Below are 17209 nucleotides of genomic sequence, written 5' to 3'. Positions count from 1 at the left end.
GTTAGCCCGCGGAACCGGGACCATGCGCCTCATGACTGTGAGCGACGAGATTCGCACGCGCCTCTCGCAGTGGTGTGCCGCTCGGGTGACCGACGAGGAACGCGAGCAGCGCCAGGTCGCCTACACGATCCAGGGGGACGACGTGACGATCGTGGAGCGCAGGCCGCCTGCGTTCCCCGAGCTCGGCCATGCGTGGTCGGCTGTGCCGGTCGCGCGCCTACGCAAGGAGGACGGCGGCATGTGGACACTCTTCTGGCCCGTGGAGGGCGGCGAGTGGCGCCGCGAGGCCTGCGGCGACGACCCGATCGCGCTGCTGGACGAGGCAGCCAACTCCTAGCGGGGCACTAGTGTCCCGCTAGCGTCCGGCCTGTCCGATGGGAGTGGGTGCGCTACGGGACGCGGCACCGTTGATCGGCACGACCTGCACGGGCACGTTCGACCTGCCGCGGATCACCAAGGCGGACGCCCGCCGCAGCACGCTCACCAGCGTGGGTGGCTCCACCTCGGCACCCGGCTCGACCACCGCGATCATGCGGGGGGCAACGGCCGTGAGCAGCAACCGCTCCACACCGAGCCCTGCCGCGCCAAGCACCAGCACGACGTCGGCGGTGTCCGGCGGCGGGAGCGCCGAGAGCAGCGCGGCCGCAGGCACGAACGACGCCAGGCCGAGAGCGACCGGGTCGGTGTCGGCGATCGCGTCCCACGCTGCCGCCAGCTGCGGCGCGCTGTCGGAGAGCCGCTGCAGGAGCGCTACGCGCCGCGCCTCGTCGTGGGCGTCGCGCCGGGCCGCGCCGAGCGCGTCGACGGCGGCGGCGTAGGCCTCGGCGTCATGCGCGCGGAGAGCAGCAACGGCCTGCTGGTGCTCAGGCGCCGACGGGAGCGCCGGGCCGGACAGCGCGTCGGCGAGTGCGTCCAGCCGCCGGCCCGCCTGGTCGGCCGAGCCGTGGTCGGCGAAATCGAGGATCGCGCCGGCGATCTCGCCCGCCGACTCGACGTCGGGCACCGAGAGCGGAGAGTCCGGCGCGAGGAACAACACGTCGTGCCGCAAGGCGCCCACCGAGCGGGCGGCCGCCGCGACCTTGACCAGCCCGTCGGCGAGTTCCAGAAGCTCACGCTCGTCGCCCGGTACCGGGAGCCCGAGCTCGACACAACCCGCCTCGACTCGGTCCCAGCGCTCGACGAGCTCCACGTGCTCGATGAGGCGCTGCACGTCCTCCTCGGTCTCCGGCACACGCGTGCCGACTCGCCCGAGCCCGAGCACCGGCTGCACTTCGCGCTGGGCCGATGAGCGGAAAACCGAACGGGTGCGTCCCCCCGCGCTGAGGAAGTCGCGGTAGCGCAGCAGGACCTCGATCGCCCCCGGCGGTGGGGTGTCGACGAACTCGACGTGCGGGCCGTCGTGCGCCCGCTCGGTGGCGGCGACGGCCTGCGCGATGTCCTGCTGGATCTCGTCGAACGTGGCGCGTTGCCTGCTGTAGATCAGCTCGGAGAGCAGCCGCCACGCCCACTCGTGCTCGGCGAGGGACTGCAGGTCGGCGAGCGATCGGTCGACGCACTGGGCGACGGACGTGACGGCGGCGAGCCGGTTCGCGTCGAGCCCGGTGAGGAGCGCCGGCACCACCCAGGCACCCGGGCGCGCCGCGCCGCCGTGGGCCGCCTGTGTGCACAGGTCGACGATCTCGGCCACGGGCGGAAACGTCGACTCGGGGGGAAGGTCCTGGCCCGCGCGGGCCCTCCGCTGCGGCGTGGAGGTGGCGAGCAGCCTGCGCAGCTCGCGCAGCTCGGCAGGCGAGAGCCCGGGGAGGGCGGTGAGCACGCGATCGACCGCACCCGCCGGGAGCGCACCGCGGACGCCGGCCAGCTCGGCCGGGGTGGCCGCCGTGACGACGACCCGCCTGCCGTCGGCCAGCAGCGCAGCGACAGTGCCTGCTACGGCGGCGGTGTCGAACCCGTCGAGGACGACGAGCGCGTTGTCTCGGACCGCGGCGACCACCGAGGCGTTCTCGGACGGGCGGCGGGGCGGCGGCGGGAGCTCGGAGACGGAAGCGGCGAGCGCCTCCGCGAGCCTGCGCAGGCCCGGCGGGGTGGGGCCGTCGGCCAGGGTGCGCAGCAGCTGCGCCTGAGCAGCCGACGTGGCCCGGTCCGATCCCGCTGCTGCGAGACGGTCGACGAAGACGGCGAGGTCGGCATCGTCCTCGCCGGCTGTGTTCGCCGTTCCGACATCCAGCACGTAGCCACCTCCGAGCCGCCGCCGTGCGACGGCAGTCACCCTTCGTATCGTTGGTGCCTACCCGATGTTGCACCCCCGATCGGGGGAACAGCAATCGTCAAGCGGCCGGAAAGTCACGCTCCGCGGCGTACGGCGGCTCCTCTGAGCTGGGCGGAACACCACGGTAGAGCGATGGCTGCGAAAACGGTCACGGATGCCGAAAGTCACTCCCGACATCGACGAACGGATCCATCGGAGCGGCAAGCGGTTTCCCGCTCGCTGATACGCTCAGTGATCATGCGCAAACCGGCCCGCCGCAAACGGTACGGCGGGCCGGTCGGTGCGTCGGGCGTCAGGCTCCGAGACGGAGCTTGAGCGCCTCCAGCTCGTCACGCATTGCGGTGGGCAGGCTCTCGCCGACCTTCTCGAACCACTCCTCGATGAGCGGGATCTCGGCCTTCCACTCCTCGACGTCCACGGTGAGCGCGGCCTCGACGTCCTCGGCCGGGGCGTCCAGCCCGTCGAGGTCGAGGTGCTCAGCGGTCGGCACGTAGCCGACCGCCGTCTCCGTCGCGGCCGCGGTGCCCTCGATCCGCTCGATGGCCCACTTCAGCACCCGGGAGTTCTCACCGAAGCCGGGCCACAGGAACCGGCTGTCCTCGCCCCGGCGGAACCAGTTGACGTAGAAGATCCGCGGGAGCTTCTCGGCGTCCGCACCCTTTCCGACGTTCACCCAGTGCTGGAAGTACTGGCCCGCGCTGTAGCCGAGGAACGGCAGCATCGCCATCGGGTCGCGCCGCACCTGGCCCCGGCCGCCCTTGGCCGCGGCCGTCATCTCGCTGGACATCGTGGCGCCCATGAACGTGCCGTGCTGCCAGTCGCGGGACTCGGTGATCAACGGCACTGTCGTCTTGCGCCGGCCGCCGAACAGGATGGCCGAGATCGGCACGCCCTGCGGGTCCTCCCACTCCGGGGCCACGACGGGGCATTGCGCGATCGGTGTGGTGTAGCGCGAGTTCGGGTGCGCGGCCGGCTTCTCCGAGTCCGGCGTCCAGTCCTCGCCGGTCCACGACTTCAGGTGCTCCGGGTCGCCCTCGAGACCCTCCCACCAGACGTCCCCGTCGTCGGTGAGTGCGACGTTGGTGAACAGGGAGTTCCCCTTCTCGATGGTGCGCATCGCATTGGGGTTGGTCTTCCAGTTCGTGCCGGGCGCGACCCCGAAGAAGCCGTATTCCGGGTTGACGGCGTAGAGCCTGCCGTCCTCACCGAACCGCATCCACGCGATGTCGTCACCGACGGTCTCGGCACGCCAGCCTGGGATGGTCGGCTGCAGCATCGCGAGGTTCGTCTTCCCGCATGCGGACGGGAAGGCGGCGGCCACGTAGTAGGCCTTCTCCTCGGGGCTGATCAGCTTGAGGATCAGCATGTGCTCGGCCAGCCAGCCCTCGTCGTGGGCGATTGCCGAGGCGATCCGGAGCGCGTAGCACTTCTTGCCCAGCAGCGCGTTGCCGCCGTAACCGGAACCGAAGCTCCAGATCTCCCGGGTCTCGGGGAAGTGGCTGATGTACTTCGTGGAGTTGCACGGCCACGGGACGTCCTGCTCCCCGGCGCCGAGCGGGGCGCCAACGGAGTGCAGGGCCTTGACGAAGCTGTCGCCGCGGTCCTCGAAGAGCGGCAGCACGTTCGCGCCCATGCGCGTCATGATCTTCATGGACACGACCACGTACTCGGAGTCGGTGATCTCCACGCCGAGCATCGGCGGATCGGCGTCGATCGGGCCCATACAGAACGGGATCACGTACATCGTCCGGCCCCGCATGCATCCGCGGTAGAGCTCGGACATTGTGGCCTTCATCTCGGTCGGATCGACCCAGTTGTTCGTCGGCCCGGCACCCGCCGCGTCGACGCTGCAGATGAACGTGCGCTCCTCGACGCGCGCCACGTCATCTGGATCCGAAGCCGCCCAGAACGAATTTGGTTTCTTCTCCTCGTTCAACTTGACGAACGTGCCCGCCTCGACGAGCCGCGCCGTCATCCGGTCCCACTCCTCGTCGGACCCGTCGCACCACACGACCTGGTCCGGCGTCGTGAGCTCGGCGACCTCCTGGACCCAGGAGAGCAGCCGAGCGTTCGCAGTAGGAGCTCCGTCGATCCCCGACACGGTCATCGCAGTCATATCGCCGTCCTCGCTCGTCGCCGGTTTCCCCGGCCCCCGGAAATGCTGCGCACACCCGGCCCGAATCGGAACGGGTGTGCCTGTGAGAGATGGGACTCGACGGTACCTGCGACCGTCGGATTCCCCCAACCGCTGGCCGCTGTCGATTCACTCACAGGACCGATTGAGTAATCGATTCAGAGATCAGAAACCGCTTTCCAATTCGCGCGGCGGGGCGGTGGGACAGCAGGCCGGCGCCGACTTATTTCGACGGCGTGACCAGCGGATTGCCATCGAGCCCGGGTCGTCCGGTCCGGCCGACCCGGCCCAACCCGGTGCGTAGGTCCGGGGCGCGGCGGGTACACGGAGAGTGCGGGAGACGTCACAACTTGTTGGCTTCGACAGCCGTGGACCTGATGGTCATCGGCGCGTAGTGTTTTGAACACGTTCAAAACCCCGGGAGGGCCCGATGACCGAGAACGCCCAGTACATCGTCCTACTCATCGTCTCGGTTGGGCTGACCTTCGTCGTCGGGCGCCTGCTGGTCGTCGCGGGCGAGCCGTTCCTGCAGGAGGTGTTCCACGAGGAGAAGGTCACGCGGTCGGTGAACCTCCTGCTCTCCGTGCTGTTCCACCTGGTCACCCTGGGCGTGCTGGCGATCATCTCGGTGGTGGAGATCCGCGGGGGTGAGCCGCTGCAGTCGTTCGTCATGCGGCTCGGGGTCGTGCTCCTGACGCTCGGCATCGCCTACGGCATCTCGATGCTCGTGCTCATCAAGGTTCGCGAGCGGCGGAAGGCCGCCGAGATCTCCGAGCACGTGCAGGAGCGGCTGGCCGTGCGCGGCTTCGGCGCCGGTCCCGCGGCGGCCGCCCCGCCGGCCATGCCACCTGCGCCGCAGCCGCCGAACGAGCAGTGAGCCCGGCGGCTCGGTGACTGCGCCGCGGTCCGCCCGCACCCGGGAGGCCATCGTGGCCGCCGCACTCGAACTGTTCCGCGAGAAGGGTTTCGAGCGCACGACGATGCGCGCCGTCGCCGATCGGGCCGGAGTGTCGGTCGGCAACGCCTACTACTACTTCTCCTCGAAGGAAGAACTGGTCCAGGGCTTCTACGACCAGCTGGTGGCCGAGCACAGGGCGCTCGCACTGCCCGCGCTTGCCGGTCGCGGCGCCCTGGGCGACCGGCTCACCCACACGCTCCGCGCATGGATCACCGCTGCCGAGCCCTATCGGGACTTCGCCGGGCGCTTCTTTGCGGTGGCGGCACAGCCGGACAACCCGCTCTCCCCGTTCAGCGCCGCGTCCCACCCGGCCCGGGACGCCGCCATCGACCTGTACCGGCAGGTGCTCGACGGCGCCACCGTCCGCGTCGACCCGGAGCTGGCCCGTGAGCTGCCCGAGCTGCTGTGGCTCTACCACCTGGGGATCGTGCTGTTCTGGGTGCACGACCGCTCACCCGGCTGCGCGCGCACCCACCTGCTCGTGGACCGGACGACGCCGATGGTCGATCGGCTCGTGCGCCTGTCCCGGCTGCCCGTGCTGCGCCCGCTCGCCCGGCAGGTCGTCGACCTCGTGGGCCTGCTCAAGACGCCGAACCGCTGAGGTGGCACGCGGCCGCAGCCCGAGGGCTACGGTCAGCGCCACCACCACGAGCACACCTGCGCCCACCAGCGAGGTGAGCGCGATGCCCGTGATGAACGCCGAACGAGCCGAGGCCAGCAGTGCGGCCGCCTCGTTCCCGCCGAGCCGGGCGGCGGTCGCCACGGCGCCGCCGAGGGTCTCCGACGCGGTTCCGGTCTCGACCGGCCCGACGCTCGACGGCACCGCGACCGTGCCCCGGTACGCCGCCGACAGCACGCTGCCGAGCACCGCGGTACCGAGCACCGCGCCGATCTCGTAGGCCGTCTCGGACACCGCCGACGCCGAGCCGACCCGGTCCGCCGGAGCCGCGGCGAGGATGGCGTCGTTCGTGACCGTCTCCGACAGGCCGATGCCGGCGCCGACGAGGACGTTCGCCGCGGCGAGCAACGCCACCGCGTGACCGCTCCCGAGCGCGGTGGCGAGCAGGAACCCGGCCGCGGCTGTCAGCAGGCCGACCGGCACCAGCACGCGGAGCGGGAACATCCGGCCCAGCCGGGCGGCCGCCAGACCGGCCAGCATCGTCACGACGAAACCTGGCAGCAGAACCAGCGCCGCATCCATCGGGGCGAGCCCGGCCACGAGCATCAGGAACTGCGCGGAGAAGAAAAGCAGGCCGGTGAGCGCGAACATCGTCGTGGCGTTGGCCAGTGCCGCGAGCCGCAGCACCGGGGACGCGAACAGCGAGACGTCGAGCAGCGGTTCCTCGCCCGCCGCCAGCCGCGCCCTGGCCCGCCGCACGAAGAGCACACCCGCGGTCGCCGCGACGAGCAGCGCCAGCACGGCCGTGCCGGTGACGCCGTCGTGCGCCACGGCCGTGATCGCCAGCACCGCGGGGCCCATGGCCAGCAAGGACAGGAGCACACCGAGCGGGTCGATCCGGCCGGGCACCGGCATCCGCGACTCGGGCAGCACCAGGAACCCCAGCACGAGCAGCGCCACCATCACAGGCACGTTGACGAGGAACACCGCACCCCACCAGAAGTGCTGCAGCAACAGCCCGCCGAGGATCGGTCCGAGCGCGGCACCGGCGGCGAAGCCGGTGGCCCAGATCGCGACGGCGAGCCTGCGCTGCGCTCGGTCCTGGAAGAGCGTCCGCAGCAGGGCGAGCGTCGCGGGCATCAACATCGCGCCGAAGAACCCCAGAAGCGCTCGGGCACCGACGAGCTGCGCCGCGTCGGTCGCGAAAGCCGCGGCGAACGAGACCGCACCGAAGCCGGACACGCCGATGAGCAGAGCGCGTCTGCGACCGATGCGGTCACCGAGGGTGCCCATCGTGACGAGCAGCCCGGCGAGCACGAGCGGGTAGACATCGACGATCCACAGCACCTGGGTGGCCGACGGCACCAGGGCAGCGCTGATCGCCGGCAGGGCGAAGCCCAGCACGGTGTTGTCGATCGCGACGAGCAGCGTCGGGAGGAACAGGACGGCGAGACCGAACCACTCGCGCCGCCCCGCACGGGACGGGACGGTCGGGGTGGAGCGGCGAGGCACAGCAGAGCGAATCAATCCGGGGCTTCTTCTCTCTGAGGGAGCGTAAGGAACACGTCAGGACGCACGACTGTACCGTCTAGACGGTACAAATGCCCTGGACATTCCCCCGGACCAGTCCGAGTGGTGAACGCCACCGCTACCCAGGAGGGCCCTGAACAACTCGGCCCTACTGCGCGACGCCCACGCCGCTCGCTACGGCGGAGTTGGTCAGTACCCTCCTAGAATCCGAAGATGGCGAGCGCCCGGGACCGCGTGCTGGACGCGTACGAGACCCTGCTGATCGAGCACGGTGCGGCCGCCATCACCCTCGACGCTGTGTCGGCCGCGGCCGGCGTGTCGAAGGGTGGGTTGCTCTACCACTTCGCGTCGAAGGACGCGCTGGCCGCCGGGTTGCTCGACCGGCTGCGCGACCGCAGCGCCGCCGACGCCGACGCCATCCGCACCGCTCCTGACGGGTCGGTCGGCTACTACATCCGGACGTCGGCGCCCGGCGGCGGCACTCCGGGCGGGATGACGCGCACGTACCTCGCGGTACTCCGCCTGGCCGACGGGACGGAGTCCGGGCAGGCGGTGCGCGACGCGCTCGCGGTGGTCGACGCCGACGGGTACGAGGCGCTGCGCGACGAGCTGCACGACCCGGTGCTCGCATGGCTCGTGCAGCTCGTCGGCGACGGGCTCTACCTGCGCACGCTCACAGGCACGCCGCTGCCGCCCGGGCTCGGCGTCGAGGATCTGCTGGCACGCATGCGCCGCTACCTGCCGGCCGGGCCGGAGATGGCTCCGCCCGCGCCCTGACCGGGAGCGTCAGCCTGCGGCCTGCGGGGAACCGGACCGCTCCGCCTCCTGGGCGGCCTGCGCCACGGTGGTGTGCTGGCCGAGCCGCACGACGTTGCGCCCGTCGCGCTTCGCGGCGTAGAGGGCCGAGTCGGCCACGGCCATGAGGTCTTGGACTCCGGCGCCGTCCTCCGGGTACAGCGCGCCGCCGATCGACACCGACAGCCCCCTGAGCGTGAGCGGGCCGTCGGGCGTCGGGACCTCGATGGCGAGCTGCGCGATGCGGTGGCGGATGCGCTCACCGATTTTGCGCAGCTCGGGGTAGGCGTATCGCTCGCCGTCGGTGTGCGGTAGCAGCATCACGAACTCTTCGCCGCCGAACCGGCCGACGAGATCGTGCTCGCGGGTCTCGTCACGCAGCGCCACGCCCACCGCCGACAGCACCAAGTCGCCCGCAAGGTGGCCGTGGTCGTCGTTGACGCGCTTGAAGTGGTCGAGATCGAGGATCAGCAGCGCGGCCGAGCCGGAGCTGCGTTCTGTGCGCTGGAGCTGACGCATCGCCTGCCGCTGCCAGGCCGCCGCGGTGAGCAGGCCCGTCTTGCTGTCGGTGTTGGCCGCGTGTTCGAGCTGGCGTACGAGCACGGCCCGGTGGAGCACGATCAGCGCAGGGAGCACGAGCACCGCGACGAGTGGGCCGGAAACCGCCATCGTGACCGCCACCAGCGCACCGAGCGACAGCGTGGCGAGCTCGAGCACGATCTCGTCGCCCTGCCCGAGCACCTGGCGGACGCTCCGGTCGGAGCTGAGCACGACGGCGCCGACGACGAGGCACGTGTTGACGACCGTGTAGGCGAGCATCGCCACCACGATGGTCAGCAGGCCGATGAGGCCGCCGAACCGGCTGTCGCCGTCGGGGATGTACGCGACGACGCCTGCCGCGGCGTGCACGGCCAGCACGACGGTGGCGGTGCTGAAGAGCTCCCGGTAGGCCGGGGTCTTGGCCGGGCGCGAGACCCGGAAGTACAAGTACGCGAAGATCGCGATCACGATCATGGACGCCACGAACGGCGGGAAGAGCAGGGCCGCGGCGAAGGTCCACACCGAATTCAGCGTGATGTGGGCCGCATCGGTGATGCGCCGCCGAACGCGCTCGACCGTCAACGCGATCTCGGTGTGGACGACGGCGCCGATCAGCAAGACGAACGCGTCGCGCCCATCCGACGGGAACCCGAGCACCGGTGTGACGACAACGTCAGTGATCAGGAGTACCGCTGCGAAGGCTTCGATGAGAAGGACCGAGCCCAGCAACCGCTGCGGCAGTGCCCAGACAGCCCATCGGGTGACGCGGAGCGTCGGACGCCCGGATGCGCTCACTCCCGCTCTCCTACCGTCGCGCGGTCTTCACCGTCCGGGGTGAGGCTAGCAGGCAGGCCGGGTGCGAGCGCGACTTGCTGTGACCGATCGGTGGCACCCCGCGGCCGCCTCCGTGTACCGACGTGACGCGTAGCGACGAACTTACTTACGACAGTCCTCGCGTGAGGCGCGGAAGGGGTGACGACGTGCGCAACTGGACCTGGTGAACACGGCTGGATAACACCGCTGACCACACCCCGCACTGAGAAGGAGGTGAACGGTGCGCAACTGGACCTGGTGACAACACCCCCAACCCCACCCACCCCACACCGACAAGGAGACAAACCGTGCGCAACTGGACCTGGTGACAACACCCCCAACCCCACCCACCCCACACCGACAAGGAGACAAACCGTGCGCAACTGGACCTGGTGACCCACACACCGTGCGATCCCGCCGACGCCGACCCCCCAAGGAGATCCCCATGCGCAACTGGACCTGGTGAGCAGCCCACCGGGCCGCGGGCACCCGCGGACCGGTCGGCGAGCGGCCACACTCCGAAGGCCGCTGTGACCGGGCGCCGCACGGCGCCGCGCCCGGTGTGAACTTCCAATACAAGCCCGCCGGCAGGCGGGTTGCCCGCATCCGCTCGGCGACCAGCCTTGCGGTCCAGCGGACGTCGCAGGGCAAGGCGCGCCGTGCCGCTGCGCACCAGCAGCGATGGCGCACGCCACGCCTCCCCGGCGCGAGCCCGACAGGGCATGGCGCACCTGGGGGGCTGTTTCGGACGGGCTCTACTCCCAGTCGGTCACGAATCGCCGCGGTCAGCGGCCTGCGACGCTCGGCTCCCCCGCGATGACCGGCAGCTGGATCGGCAGCCGGTGCACGGCGATGTTCCAGTAGCGGCGCTCAAGGTCGCCCGCGCGCCAGGCGTTGGCGAACCGGGTGGCGGCCTCGGCGTCGGTGCGGCGGCGGGGGCGGGGGCGCATGCGACAACGCCTGCGCACCTCCCGGTCCAGGGCCTTCCACGCATCCTCGGCGGTGGTGTGCACGCTCACCGTGGCCGGCTCATCCGCGTCCCCCACCAGCAGGGTGTATGCGCTAACGACTTCGAACGACACTGCTCGCCCCTTCTCCGTCAGGCGACCCGGCGACGACGTCGGCGCTCCATGGGTAGTGAACGGCCATCATCCGCCGCCAGGTATCGCGCCGGCGCCACAACGCGCCGACCGGTGCTCCCACCGCGGGCGAACGGCGCGACCAGGTTGTGGTCACCGCCCGAGCGAAACGGAGGACATGTTGAACTCGGGCACGCGCACCGGCGGCATCGCCGTGCGGGTGAACCAGTCCTTCCACTCCCGCGGGAGTGTCCGTTCGGTGGCACCGACCTCGGTCGTGCGGCGCAGCACGTCGAGCGGTGAGTAGTTGAAACGGAAGTTGTGGTCGATCTCGGCCACAACCTCGCCCCCGTCCACCAGGTACACCCCGTCGCGGGTGAGTCCGGTGAGCAGCAGCGTGACCGGGTCGACCTCGCGGATGTACCAGAGGCAGGTGAGCAGCAGCCCGCGCTCGGTGCGGGCGACCATGTCCTCGATCGATTCCCCGGACCCGCCGGTGAGAATCAGGTTGTCGCCCGGCGGGGTGAACCGCGTGCCGAACTCCGCAGCCTCGGCGCGGGAGTAGGTCAGCTCGCCGATCGTCCCGCTGCTGACGCGCTCCACCCGGCGGGTGGGAGCGCCGTTGTCGAACACCGAGATGCCCTCGCCCGAGCCTGTGACCGTGAGGAAGGTTTCGTATCCCAGGCCTGGGGCGCCGGGGTCGCTGGCCAGGGTGAGCGGCAGGTCCGTCAGACGTTCGCCGACGCGCGGCCCGTTCGGCCCAGAGAACGCGCTGCGGCCCTCCTGGGCCGGGCGCCCGTCCATCGACCAAATCAGGTAGATCAGCAGGTCCGACACGGAAGACGGCGACAGCAGCGTGTCGTACCGCCCCGGGTCGAGCGACACGCGCCGCCCGCCCCATTCCAGCCGACGCCCGGCCTCCGAGGCAAGCGCCATCACGTCGACGTCGGAGAAGTCGGCCGTGGACGCCCCGGTCCAGGCCGAGCCCTGGAGGTCGGGGGTCTTGGCGTTCAGCTCCACCGAACCCGTCGGCTGGACCCAGCGCCGCCGGATGCCCGTGGACGTGCCCAGCCAGACCGTGGTGACCTCGTGGCTCGCGAACCCGTAGTGCCGGTTGGGCCCGGCGAGCACCTCGGCGAGGTCGCCCGCGAACCGGCCGAACACCCGGATGGAGGTCTCGGCGGCCGGCTCGCTCCACGAGGGGTCGTCGCCGGTGGGGTGGAGCAGGGGCGTGGCGTCACGAGCAGGCCCGGCGTCGCGCGCCGCCGACTCTGCTGCCCGGACGAGGTCCTCGAGCTGCGCGGCGGCGGTGACCGCCACGCTCGAGCTGACGACACCCGCCGCGATGCCGCCCTCCACCGCGACGAACGCCACCACCGTGACCTGGCCGGAGGTGGTGTGGCCGTTGGTGGTCATCGTCGAGTTGGCCCAGCGCAGGACTGCCTCGCTGGTCTCCCGGACGATCACGGCACATCCGTGCAGGTGTGTGGCAGCGGCGAGCGTGCGCTCCACGACGTCCTGGGGCCGCAGTACGGCGAGCGACCCGCCGACGGGGGCGTTCACAGGCCCTCCTCCTGGGTGTTGAGCACGTTGATGCCCCGGAACCGCGCCGACGGACTGCCGTGGCTCACCGCCGCGACCTGCCCAGGCTGCGCCTTCCCGCAGTTCATGGCCCCGTGCAGCAGCCACGTGGACGGGCCGCCGACGGCGTCGAGCGCCCCCCAGAAGTCGGTCGTGGTGGCCTGGTAGGCCACGTCGCGCAGCTGACCGGCGAGCCGCCCGCCCTCGATGCGGAAGAACCGCTGGCCGGTGAACTGGAAGTTGTAGCGCTGCATGTCGATCGACCAGGACTTGTCGCCCACCACGTAGATGCCGCGGTCGATACCCGCGATCAGTTCCTCCGTGGTGGTGTCACGCACCGGGTCGGGCTGCAGCGAGACGTTGGCCATCCGCTGGATCGGCACGTGGTGGGGCGAGTCGGCGAATGCGCACCCGTTGCTGCGCACCAGCCCGAGGCGCGGGGCGAACGTGCGGTCGAGCTGGTAGCCGACGAGCACGCCGTCGCGCACGAGGTCCCACTCCGTGGTGGCGACGCCGTCGTCGTCGTAGCCGATGGTGGAGAGCCCGTGCGGCACGGTGCGGTCACCCGTGACGTGCATGTGTTCGGAGCCGTAGCGCAGGGTGCCGAGTAGATCGGGGGTGGCGAAGCTGGTGCCGGCGTAGGCGGCCTCGTAGCCGATAGCGCGGTCGTACTCGGTGGCGTGGCCCACCGACTCGTGGATCGTGAGCCAGAGGTTGGTGGGGTCGATGACCAGGTCGTAGGCGCCCGACTCGACCGATGGCGCCTTGGCCTTCTCCGCGAGCAGCTCGGGAAGCTGCGCCAGCTCGCCGTCCCAGTCCCATCCCGTACCGGTGACGTACTCCCACCCGCGGCCCGCTGGCGGGGCCAGGGAGCTCATCGTCTCGAAGGCGCCCGCGGCACGGTCGACCGTGGTCGCGGTGAATCCGGGCTCGATCCGCACCCGCTGCTGTGTCGTGCTGGTGCCTGACGTGTCGGCGTAGAACTTGTTCTCCCGCACCTCCGCGAGACCCGCCCGGACGTGGTCGACCCCGTCGGCGGCGAGCAGCCGCTGCGACCACTCGCCGAGAAGCTCGACCTTCTCGCGGGTGGGCACGGTGAACGGGTCGATGTCGTAGGCCGAGACCCACACGGCGTCGGCGTACACAGGCTCGGACGCCCGCTCGACGCGCTCGATCGCCACCGGCGCGAGCGTGCGCGCCACCGCGACGGCCCGCTCGGCGGTGGCCGCTGCCCGTTCCGGAGTGAGCTCGACGTGGGACGCGAAGCCCCAGACGCCGTCGACGATCACCCGGACGGCGAGGCCGACGGTGGTGGTGTCGGAGACGCCGGTGACCGTGCCGTCGCGCAGGTCGATCGACTGGCTGACGACCCGCTCGACCCGCAGGTCGGCGTGCTGCGCACCCAGCGCCACGGCCCGGCTCAGCGCGGCGTCGGCCAGCGCGGCGAGCGGCAGGGCCCGGAACTCGGGGTCCAGGCGGTCGGCTGGGCGGTCTGCTCGCATCCCGTCAACCTACTGATCCCTGCCGACAACGGTCAGGAACCGGCGCCTGCGGCCGCGCCGCCCAGCAACCCGTCGACGACCCCCGATCCCGGCCCGGCAGGAGGCGGCGGCCCCGCCTCCCGGATGGCGCCGTCGGGCCCGATTCGCAGCACCTGGTCGGCGAACCGGTCGCCGTCCAGGTCGGTGACCAGCATCAGGTCGACGCCGTCGCTGGTGACGCCCGTGTCGGGCACGCCGTCGCCGTCGGTGTCGATGTCGAGCGCCGGGTCGAGCGCCGGGTCGAGCACGGGGTCGAGCACGGGGCCGAGCACGGGGCCGAACGCCGGGTCGTCGGGCACCTGCCCGGGGTGGCGCGGATCATCCACGGGAAGCCTCCTGCGGTCGGTCGGGGGCGAGCCTGGCCAGCTCGGCGTCGACGGCGCCGCGGCGCCGCAGGACGGCCGCATCGAGTGCGGCGCCGACCGATCTCTCGACCTCGACGAGCCTGCGGTCGAGATCGCTGTGGAGCGCCGCACCTGCCGCCATGACGGCCTGTTCGGCGACGAGGCGCAGGCGCGCGCGTTCGGCCGCCGTGCGCCGCGCGAGGGCAGTGCCGATGACGGCGGCGACACCGGCCCCGAGCGCGAGCGGCGCGAACGCCTGCCCGCCGAGGACGGGGAGCCCGAGCAGTGGCAGGACGGCGAGCGGGAACAGCGCGAGGCGCCAGAGCGCGGCCCCGTCGAGCGCACCGGCCAGCAGGGACCGCACCGCGCCGGGCCGTCGCGACGCGGGGACCTCCGGTGGGCGGCCGGGGAGGTGCGGCGCCGGGAGCCGGGGCCAGCCGGCTCCCAGGTCGAGCCCCCGTTCGGTGCCGATGCGGCGCAGCCCCGGCCGGAGCCCCGCCGTCCACCTCGTGTCGACCGCCTCCGCGATGTGCGGCACGGCGGCGGCGAGCAGCTCCAGCAACCGGGCGCGGGCGGCCCGATCCCCCGCGTCGCAGTGCTCGGCCATCTCGCGGCGCAGCTGCGCGAGCGCCTGCTCGATGTCGGCCGCCGCGGTGAGCCTGCTCAGGGCGAGGCAACTGCGCAGCTCGGCCCGGTGGCCGCCAACGAGGGCGGGCCGCGTTGCGCGAAGCTCGGCGCGCCGGGCGCGCACGGCGTCGGCGTACCGATCGGGCATGCGCCGAGGTTCCCAGGTCGGTCGCTCCGACGGGCCCGAATCGGGCGGATCGTGTGCAGTAGTGAACGTCGGTCAGCCGGCCGCGGGAGGCGGAGCCTGGTCGGGCCGCGGCTCGCCCTTCGTGGCGGTCTCCCCGGCCGTCGCCTTCTCGGCCTCCGCCACCATCCGCGCGTACCGCGTGCCGGCCGCGAGCAGCACGAGCCCGGCGCCGAGGAAGGCGCCGACCCTGGCCAGCCCGTCGAGCGCGACGAGGTCGAACAGCACCAGCTTCGCGACCGCGGCACCGACGAGCACCATCCCGGTGATCCGCAGCGCCGGCCTGCTGATCCCGCAAGCGAGCAGCACGAGCGCGGCGACCGTCCAGGACACGGTGACGAGGGCGTGCCCGGCTGTGAAGCCGGCCCGGTCGGGCGCGACGAGCAGCGCCAGCGTGACGACGAGGGATGTGGCGCCGTACAGCCCGACCAGCCCGACCGGCACCCACAGCGGCGCGGCGGTGGCGTCCGGCCGCACGAGCCCGGTGCGGCCGCCTGCGACGAGCAGCGCGACGGCGAGCGCCAGCACGAGCACCGAGACTCCCGCGGCCGTGAGCTCCGCGACGGTCGAGGGCCCGGCGTACTCGACGTACGAGAACCGCAGGAGCGCCTCCAGCGGCGCGTCGCGGGTGATCGCCACCAGGGTGGCGAACGCCCCGAAGGCCGCGCCGACCGCGAGCAGCACCCGTGACCGGAGCGCGGCCGCGGCCATCGTCGCGACGAGCGCCTCACCGAGCACCGCGACGGTGACCGCGGCCCCGTCCAGCACGAGCTGGGTGGCGACGAACAGGGCGACCGCGGCGGCCGCTGTTCCCACTGTCCGCAGTACCCGGTCCACACCAGGTGCGACCGCGACCGCGACCGCGGCAAGCGCAAGGGCAGCCACCGCCGCGAGCCCGGCACCGCCCACGCCCTCCACCTCGGCCGCCGTCACCAGCAGCGGCGCCGGTGACGCAGCGAGCAGCACCGCCACGGGCGGGACCGGCAGCCGCCGCGCGGCGAGCAGCACAGTCGCGAGCCCCACCGCGAGCGCCGCGAGCACCACGGCGATCGCGCCCGCGCGTTCGGTCGCCGCGGGGCCGACCAGCGGGCCGAAGCCGACCAGCGTCCCGAACAGGAACGGACCGGCGGCGGCGATGAGCATCAGCACCGGCCACCGCTTGCGCAGCACCACCGGCAGCGCCGCGAGCTGCAGCGCCAGGGCCAGCGCCACGAGCCGCCAGTCGGTCACGAGCACGGGTGCGAGCAGCATCGCCCCGGCCACCACACCGCCGCCGAGCAGCTGCGATCGCCAGCGGTCCGCGAGCCCGAGCCCGCCCCCGGCGACGACCAGGGCGGCGAGCAGGGCCGGGAGCGTCGGCAGGTAGCCGTAGTAGGCCGTGGCGGCAGCCACGACCAGGTAGAGCGTCGCGAACCCAGTGGCCGCGAGCGCCAGCGCCCCGACCCGAGCGGTCTCCTTCCGGTGCAGCCACACCCCGAGCCCGACGAGCGCGATCCCCAGCACCGCGCCCGCCACGACCCGCGCCTGCGGCGAGAACCAGCCGCGCGACGCCGCCAGTACGAGCAGCAGCACGACCCCGAGCAGCGTCACGGCGCCGCCGGTCCAAGCGAGCAGTTGCGCGCCCGACAGCCCGGACAAGGGACGGCGCCGGGGCGCCGGCTGCGGGGCGGGCTGCTGCGGTGCCGATCGGTGGCCCGGGGCTCCGTAGCCCGGCGCCCCGTACCCGGGAGTGCCGTAGCCGGGAGTGCCGTAGCCGGGAGTGCCGTAGCCGGGAGTGCCGTAGCCGGGCCATTGACTCTGAGCCGAGGGATATCCGGCTTGGGGTGCCCAGCCCTGACCCTGGTAGGTCGTCGGCCGCCCCTGGGGCTGCATCCACTCGGACGGCGGAACAGCGGCCTGCTGACCAGCGTTCTCGACGCCCGGCGTGACTGCGGGTGACGCTGGGGAGGCCGGATTTTCCCCGGACGAGGCAACCTGATCGCCGGGCCGCACGTCTTCCAAATGTGACCACGGCGCTGCTCCCCCGCCCGGCTCCGGTCCCGGCTCGACGGCCGGTACCGCTGCTGCGCGCAGCCGGAGGACCTCAGCACCGATTCCGTCGAGCCGTCGGCCCAGCCGGCCCAGCTCGTCGGCAAGCGCGACGTACGGATCAGCGGTCGGAGTCGCCATGCTGCGCAGCTTGGCCTCTGGCGGTG

General features: G+C 72.2%; 13 protein-coding genes and 1 pseudogene. 4 read left to right on the top strand and 10 right to left on the bottom strand.

Annotated elements, in window-relative coordinates:
- Positions 1 to 31 precede the first annotated feature (31 nt).
- Entirely contained in the window at positions 32 to 337 is a 306-nt protein-coding gene (locus ABD143_RS06190) for a DUF3024 domain-containing protein (protein ID WP_343972453.1), read from the top strand.
- An 18-nt stretch (positions 338 to 355) separates the two neighbouring features.
- On the opposite strand, the gene ABD143_RS06185 is transcribed toward ABD143_RS06190, so the two are convergent.
- Positions 356 to 2269 carry a hypothetical protein gene (locus tag ABD143_RS06185; RefSeq protein WP_343972450.1) on the bottom strand — a complete coding sequence of 638 codons (1914 nt, stop codon included), beginning with the start codon at positions 2267 to 2269 and terminating at the stop codon, positions 356 to 358.
- Between the two features lie 292 nt (positions 2270 to 2561).
- Entirely contained in the window at positions 2562 to 4385 is a 1824-nt protein-coding gene (locus ABD143_RS06180) for a phosphoenolpyruvate carboxykinase (GTP) (RefSeq protein ID WP_343972447.1), read from the bottom strand.
- 448 nt (positions 4386 to 4833) lie between these two features.
- On the opposite strand from ABD143_RS06180, the gene ABD143_RS06175 reads away from it, so the two are divergent.
- Entirely contained in the window at positions 4834 to 5280 is a 447-nt protein-coding gene (locus ABD143_RS06175) for a hypothetical protein (protein ID WP_343972444.1), read from the top strand.
- A gap of 13 nt (positions 5281 to 5293) precedes the next feature.
- A pseudogene (locus tag ABD143_RS06170) lies at positions 5294 to 5857 on the top strand (TetR/AcrR family transcriptional regulator); the annotation flags it as partial.
- On the opposite strand, the gene ABD143_RS06165 reads toward ABD143_RS06170, so the two are convergent.
- Entirely contained in the window at positions 5813 to 7507 is a 1695-nt protein-coding gene (locus tag ABD143_RS06165; protein WP_379659610.1) for an MFS transporter, read from the bottom strand. The pseudogene ABD143_RS06170 and the gene ABD143_RS06165 overlap by 45 nt on opposite strands.
- Before the next feature lie 216 nt (positions 7508 to 7723).
- Here ABD143_RS06165 and ABD143_RS06160 point away from each other — a divergent pair, with 216 nt between their 5' ends.
- Positions 7724 to 8287: a TetR family transcriptional regulator gene (locus ABD143_RS06160; RefSeq protein WP_343972438.1), complete on the top strand. Its 564-nt coding sequence runs from the start codon at positions 7724 to 7726 to the stop codon at positions 8285 to 8287.
- A 9-nt stretch (positions 8288 to 8296) separates the two neighbouring features.
- Here the strand turns inward: ABD143_RS06160 and ABD143_RS06155 are convergent, their stop codons facing one another.
- From ABD143_RS06155 to ABD143_RS06125, 7 genes are all read right to left on the bottom strand, one after another.
- Complete coding sequence (locus tag ABD143_RS06155) at positions 8297 to 9640, bottom strand: GGDEF domain-containing protein (RefSeq protein ID WP_343972435.1); 1344 nt, start codon at positions 9638 to 9640, stop codon at positions 8297 to 8299.
- Between the two features lie 803 nt (positions 9641 to 10443).
- Positions 10444 to 10704, bottom strand: coding sequence for a hypothetical protein (locus ABD143_RS06150; RefSeq protein WP_343972432.1), 261 nt, complete (start codon positions 10702 to 10704; stop codon positions 10444 to 10446).
- Positions 10705 to 10890: 186 nt separating this feature from the next.
- Positions 10891 to 12300, bottom strand: coding sequence for a metallopeptidase TldD-related protein (locus ABD143_RS06145; RefSeq protein ID WP_343972429.1), 1410 nt, complete (start codon positions 12298 to 12300; stop codon positions 10891 to 10893).
- Entirely contained in the window at positions 12297 to 13820 is a 1524-nt protein-coding gene (locus ABD143_RS06140) for a TldD/PmbA family protein (protein WP_343972425.1), read from the bottom strand. The genes ABD143_RS06145 and ABD143_RS06140 overlap by 4 nt, the downstream gene beginning before the upstream one ends.
- Positions 13821 to 13852: 32 nt before the next feature.
- Positions 13853 to 14185: a hypothetical protein gene (locus ABD143_RS06135; RefSeq protein ID WP_343972422.1), complete on the bottom strand. Its 333-nt coding sequence runs from the start codon at positions 14183 to 14185 to the stop codon at positions 13853 to 13855.
- On the bottom strand, positions 14178 to 14978 hold the full coding sequence (locus ABD143_RS06130; protein ID WP_343972419.1) for a hypothetical protein: 801 nt from the start codon (positions 14976 to 14978) through the stop codon (positions 14178 to 14180). Before ABD143_RS06130 ends, ABD143_RS06135 begins: the two co-directional genes overlap by 8 nt.
- Before the next feature lie 72 nt (positions 14979 to 15050).
- Positions 15051 to 17183, bottom strand: a complete 2133-nt coding sequence (locus ABD143_RS06125; RefSeq protein WP_343972416.1) for a DUF2339 domain-containing protein — start codon at positions 17181 to 17183, stop codon at positions 15051 to 15053.
- Positions 17184 to 17209: the final 26 nt, after the last annotated feature.

The sequence above is a fragment of the Pseudonocardia aurantiaca genome (assembly GCF_039526725.1).
GTDB classification, from domain to species: Bacteria; Actinomycetota; Actinomycetes; order Mycobacteriales; family Pseudonocardiaceae; genus Pseudonocardia; species Pseudonocardia aurantiaca.
This window is presented reverse-complemented; position numbering and strand designations above follow the sequence as displayed.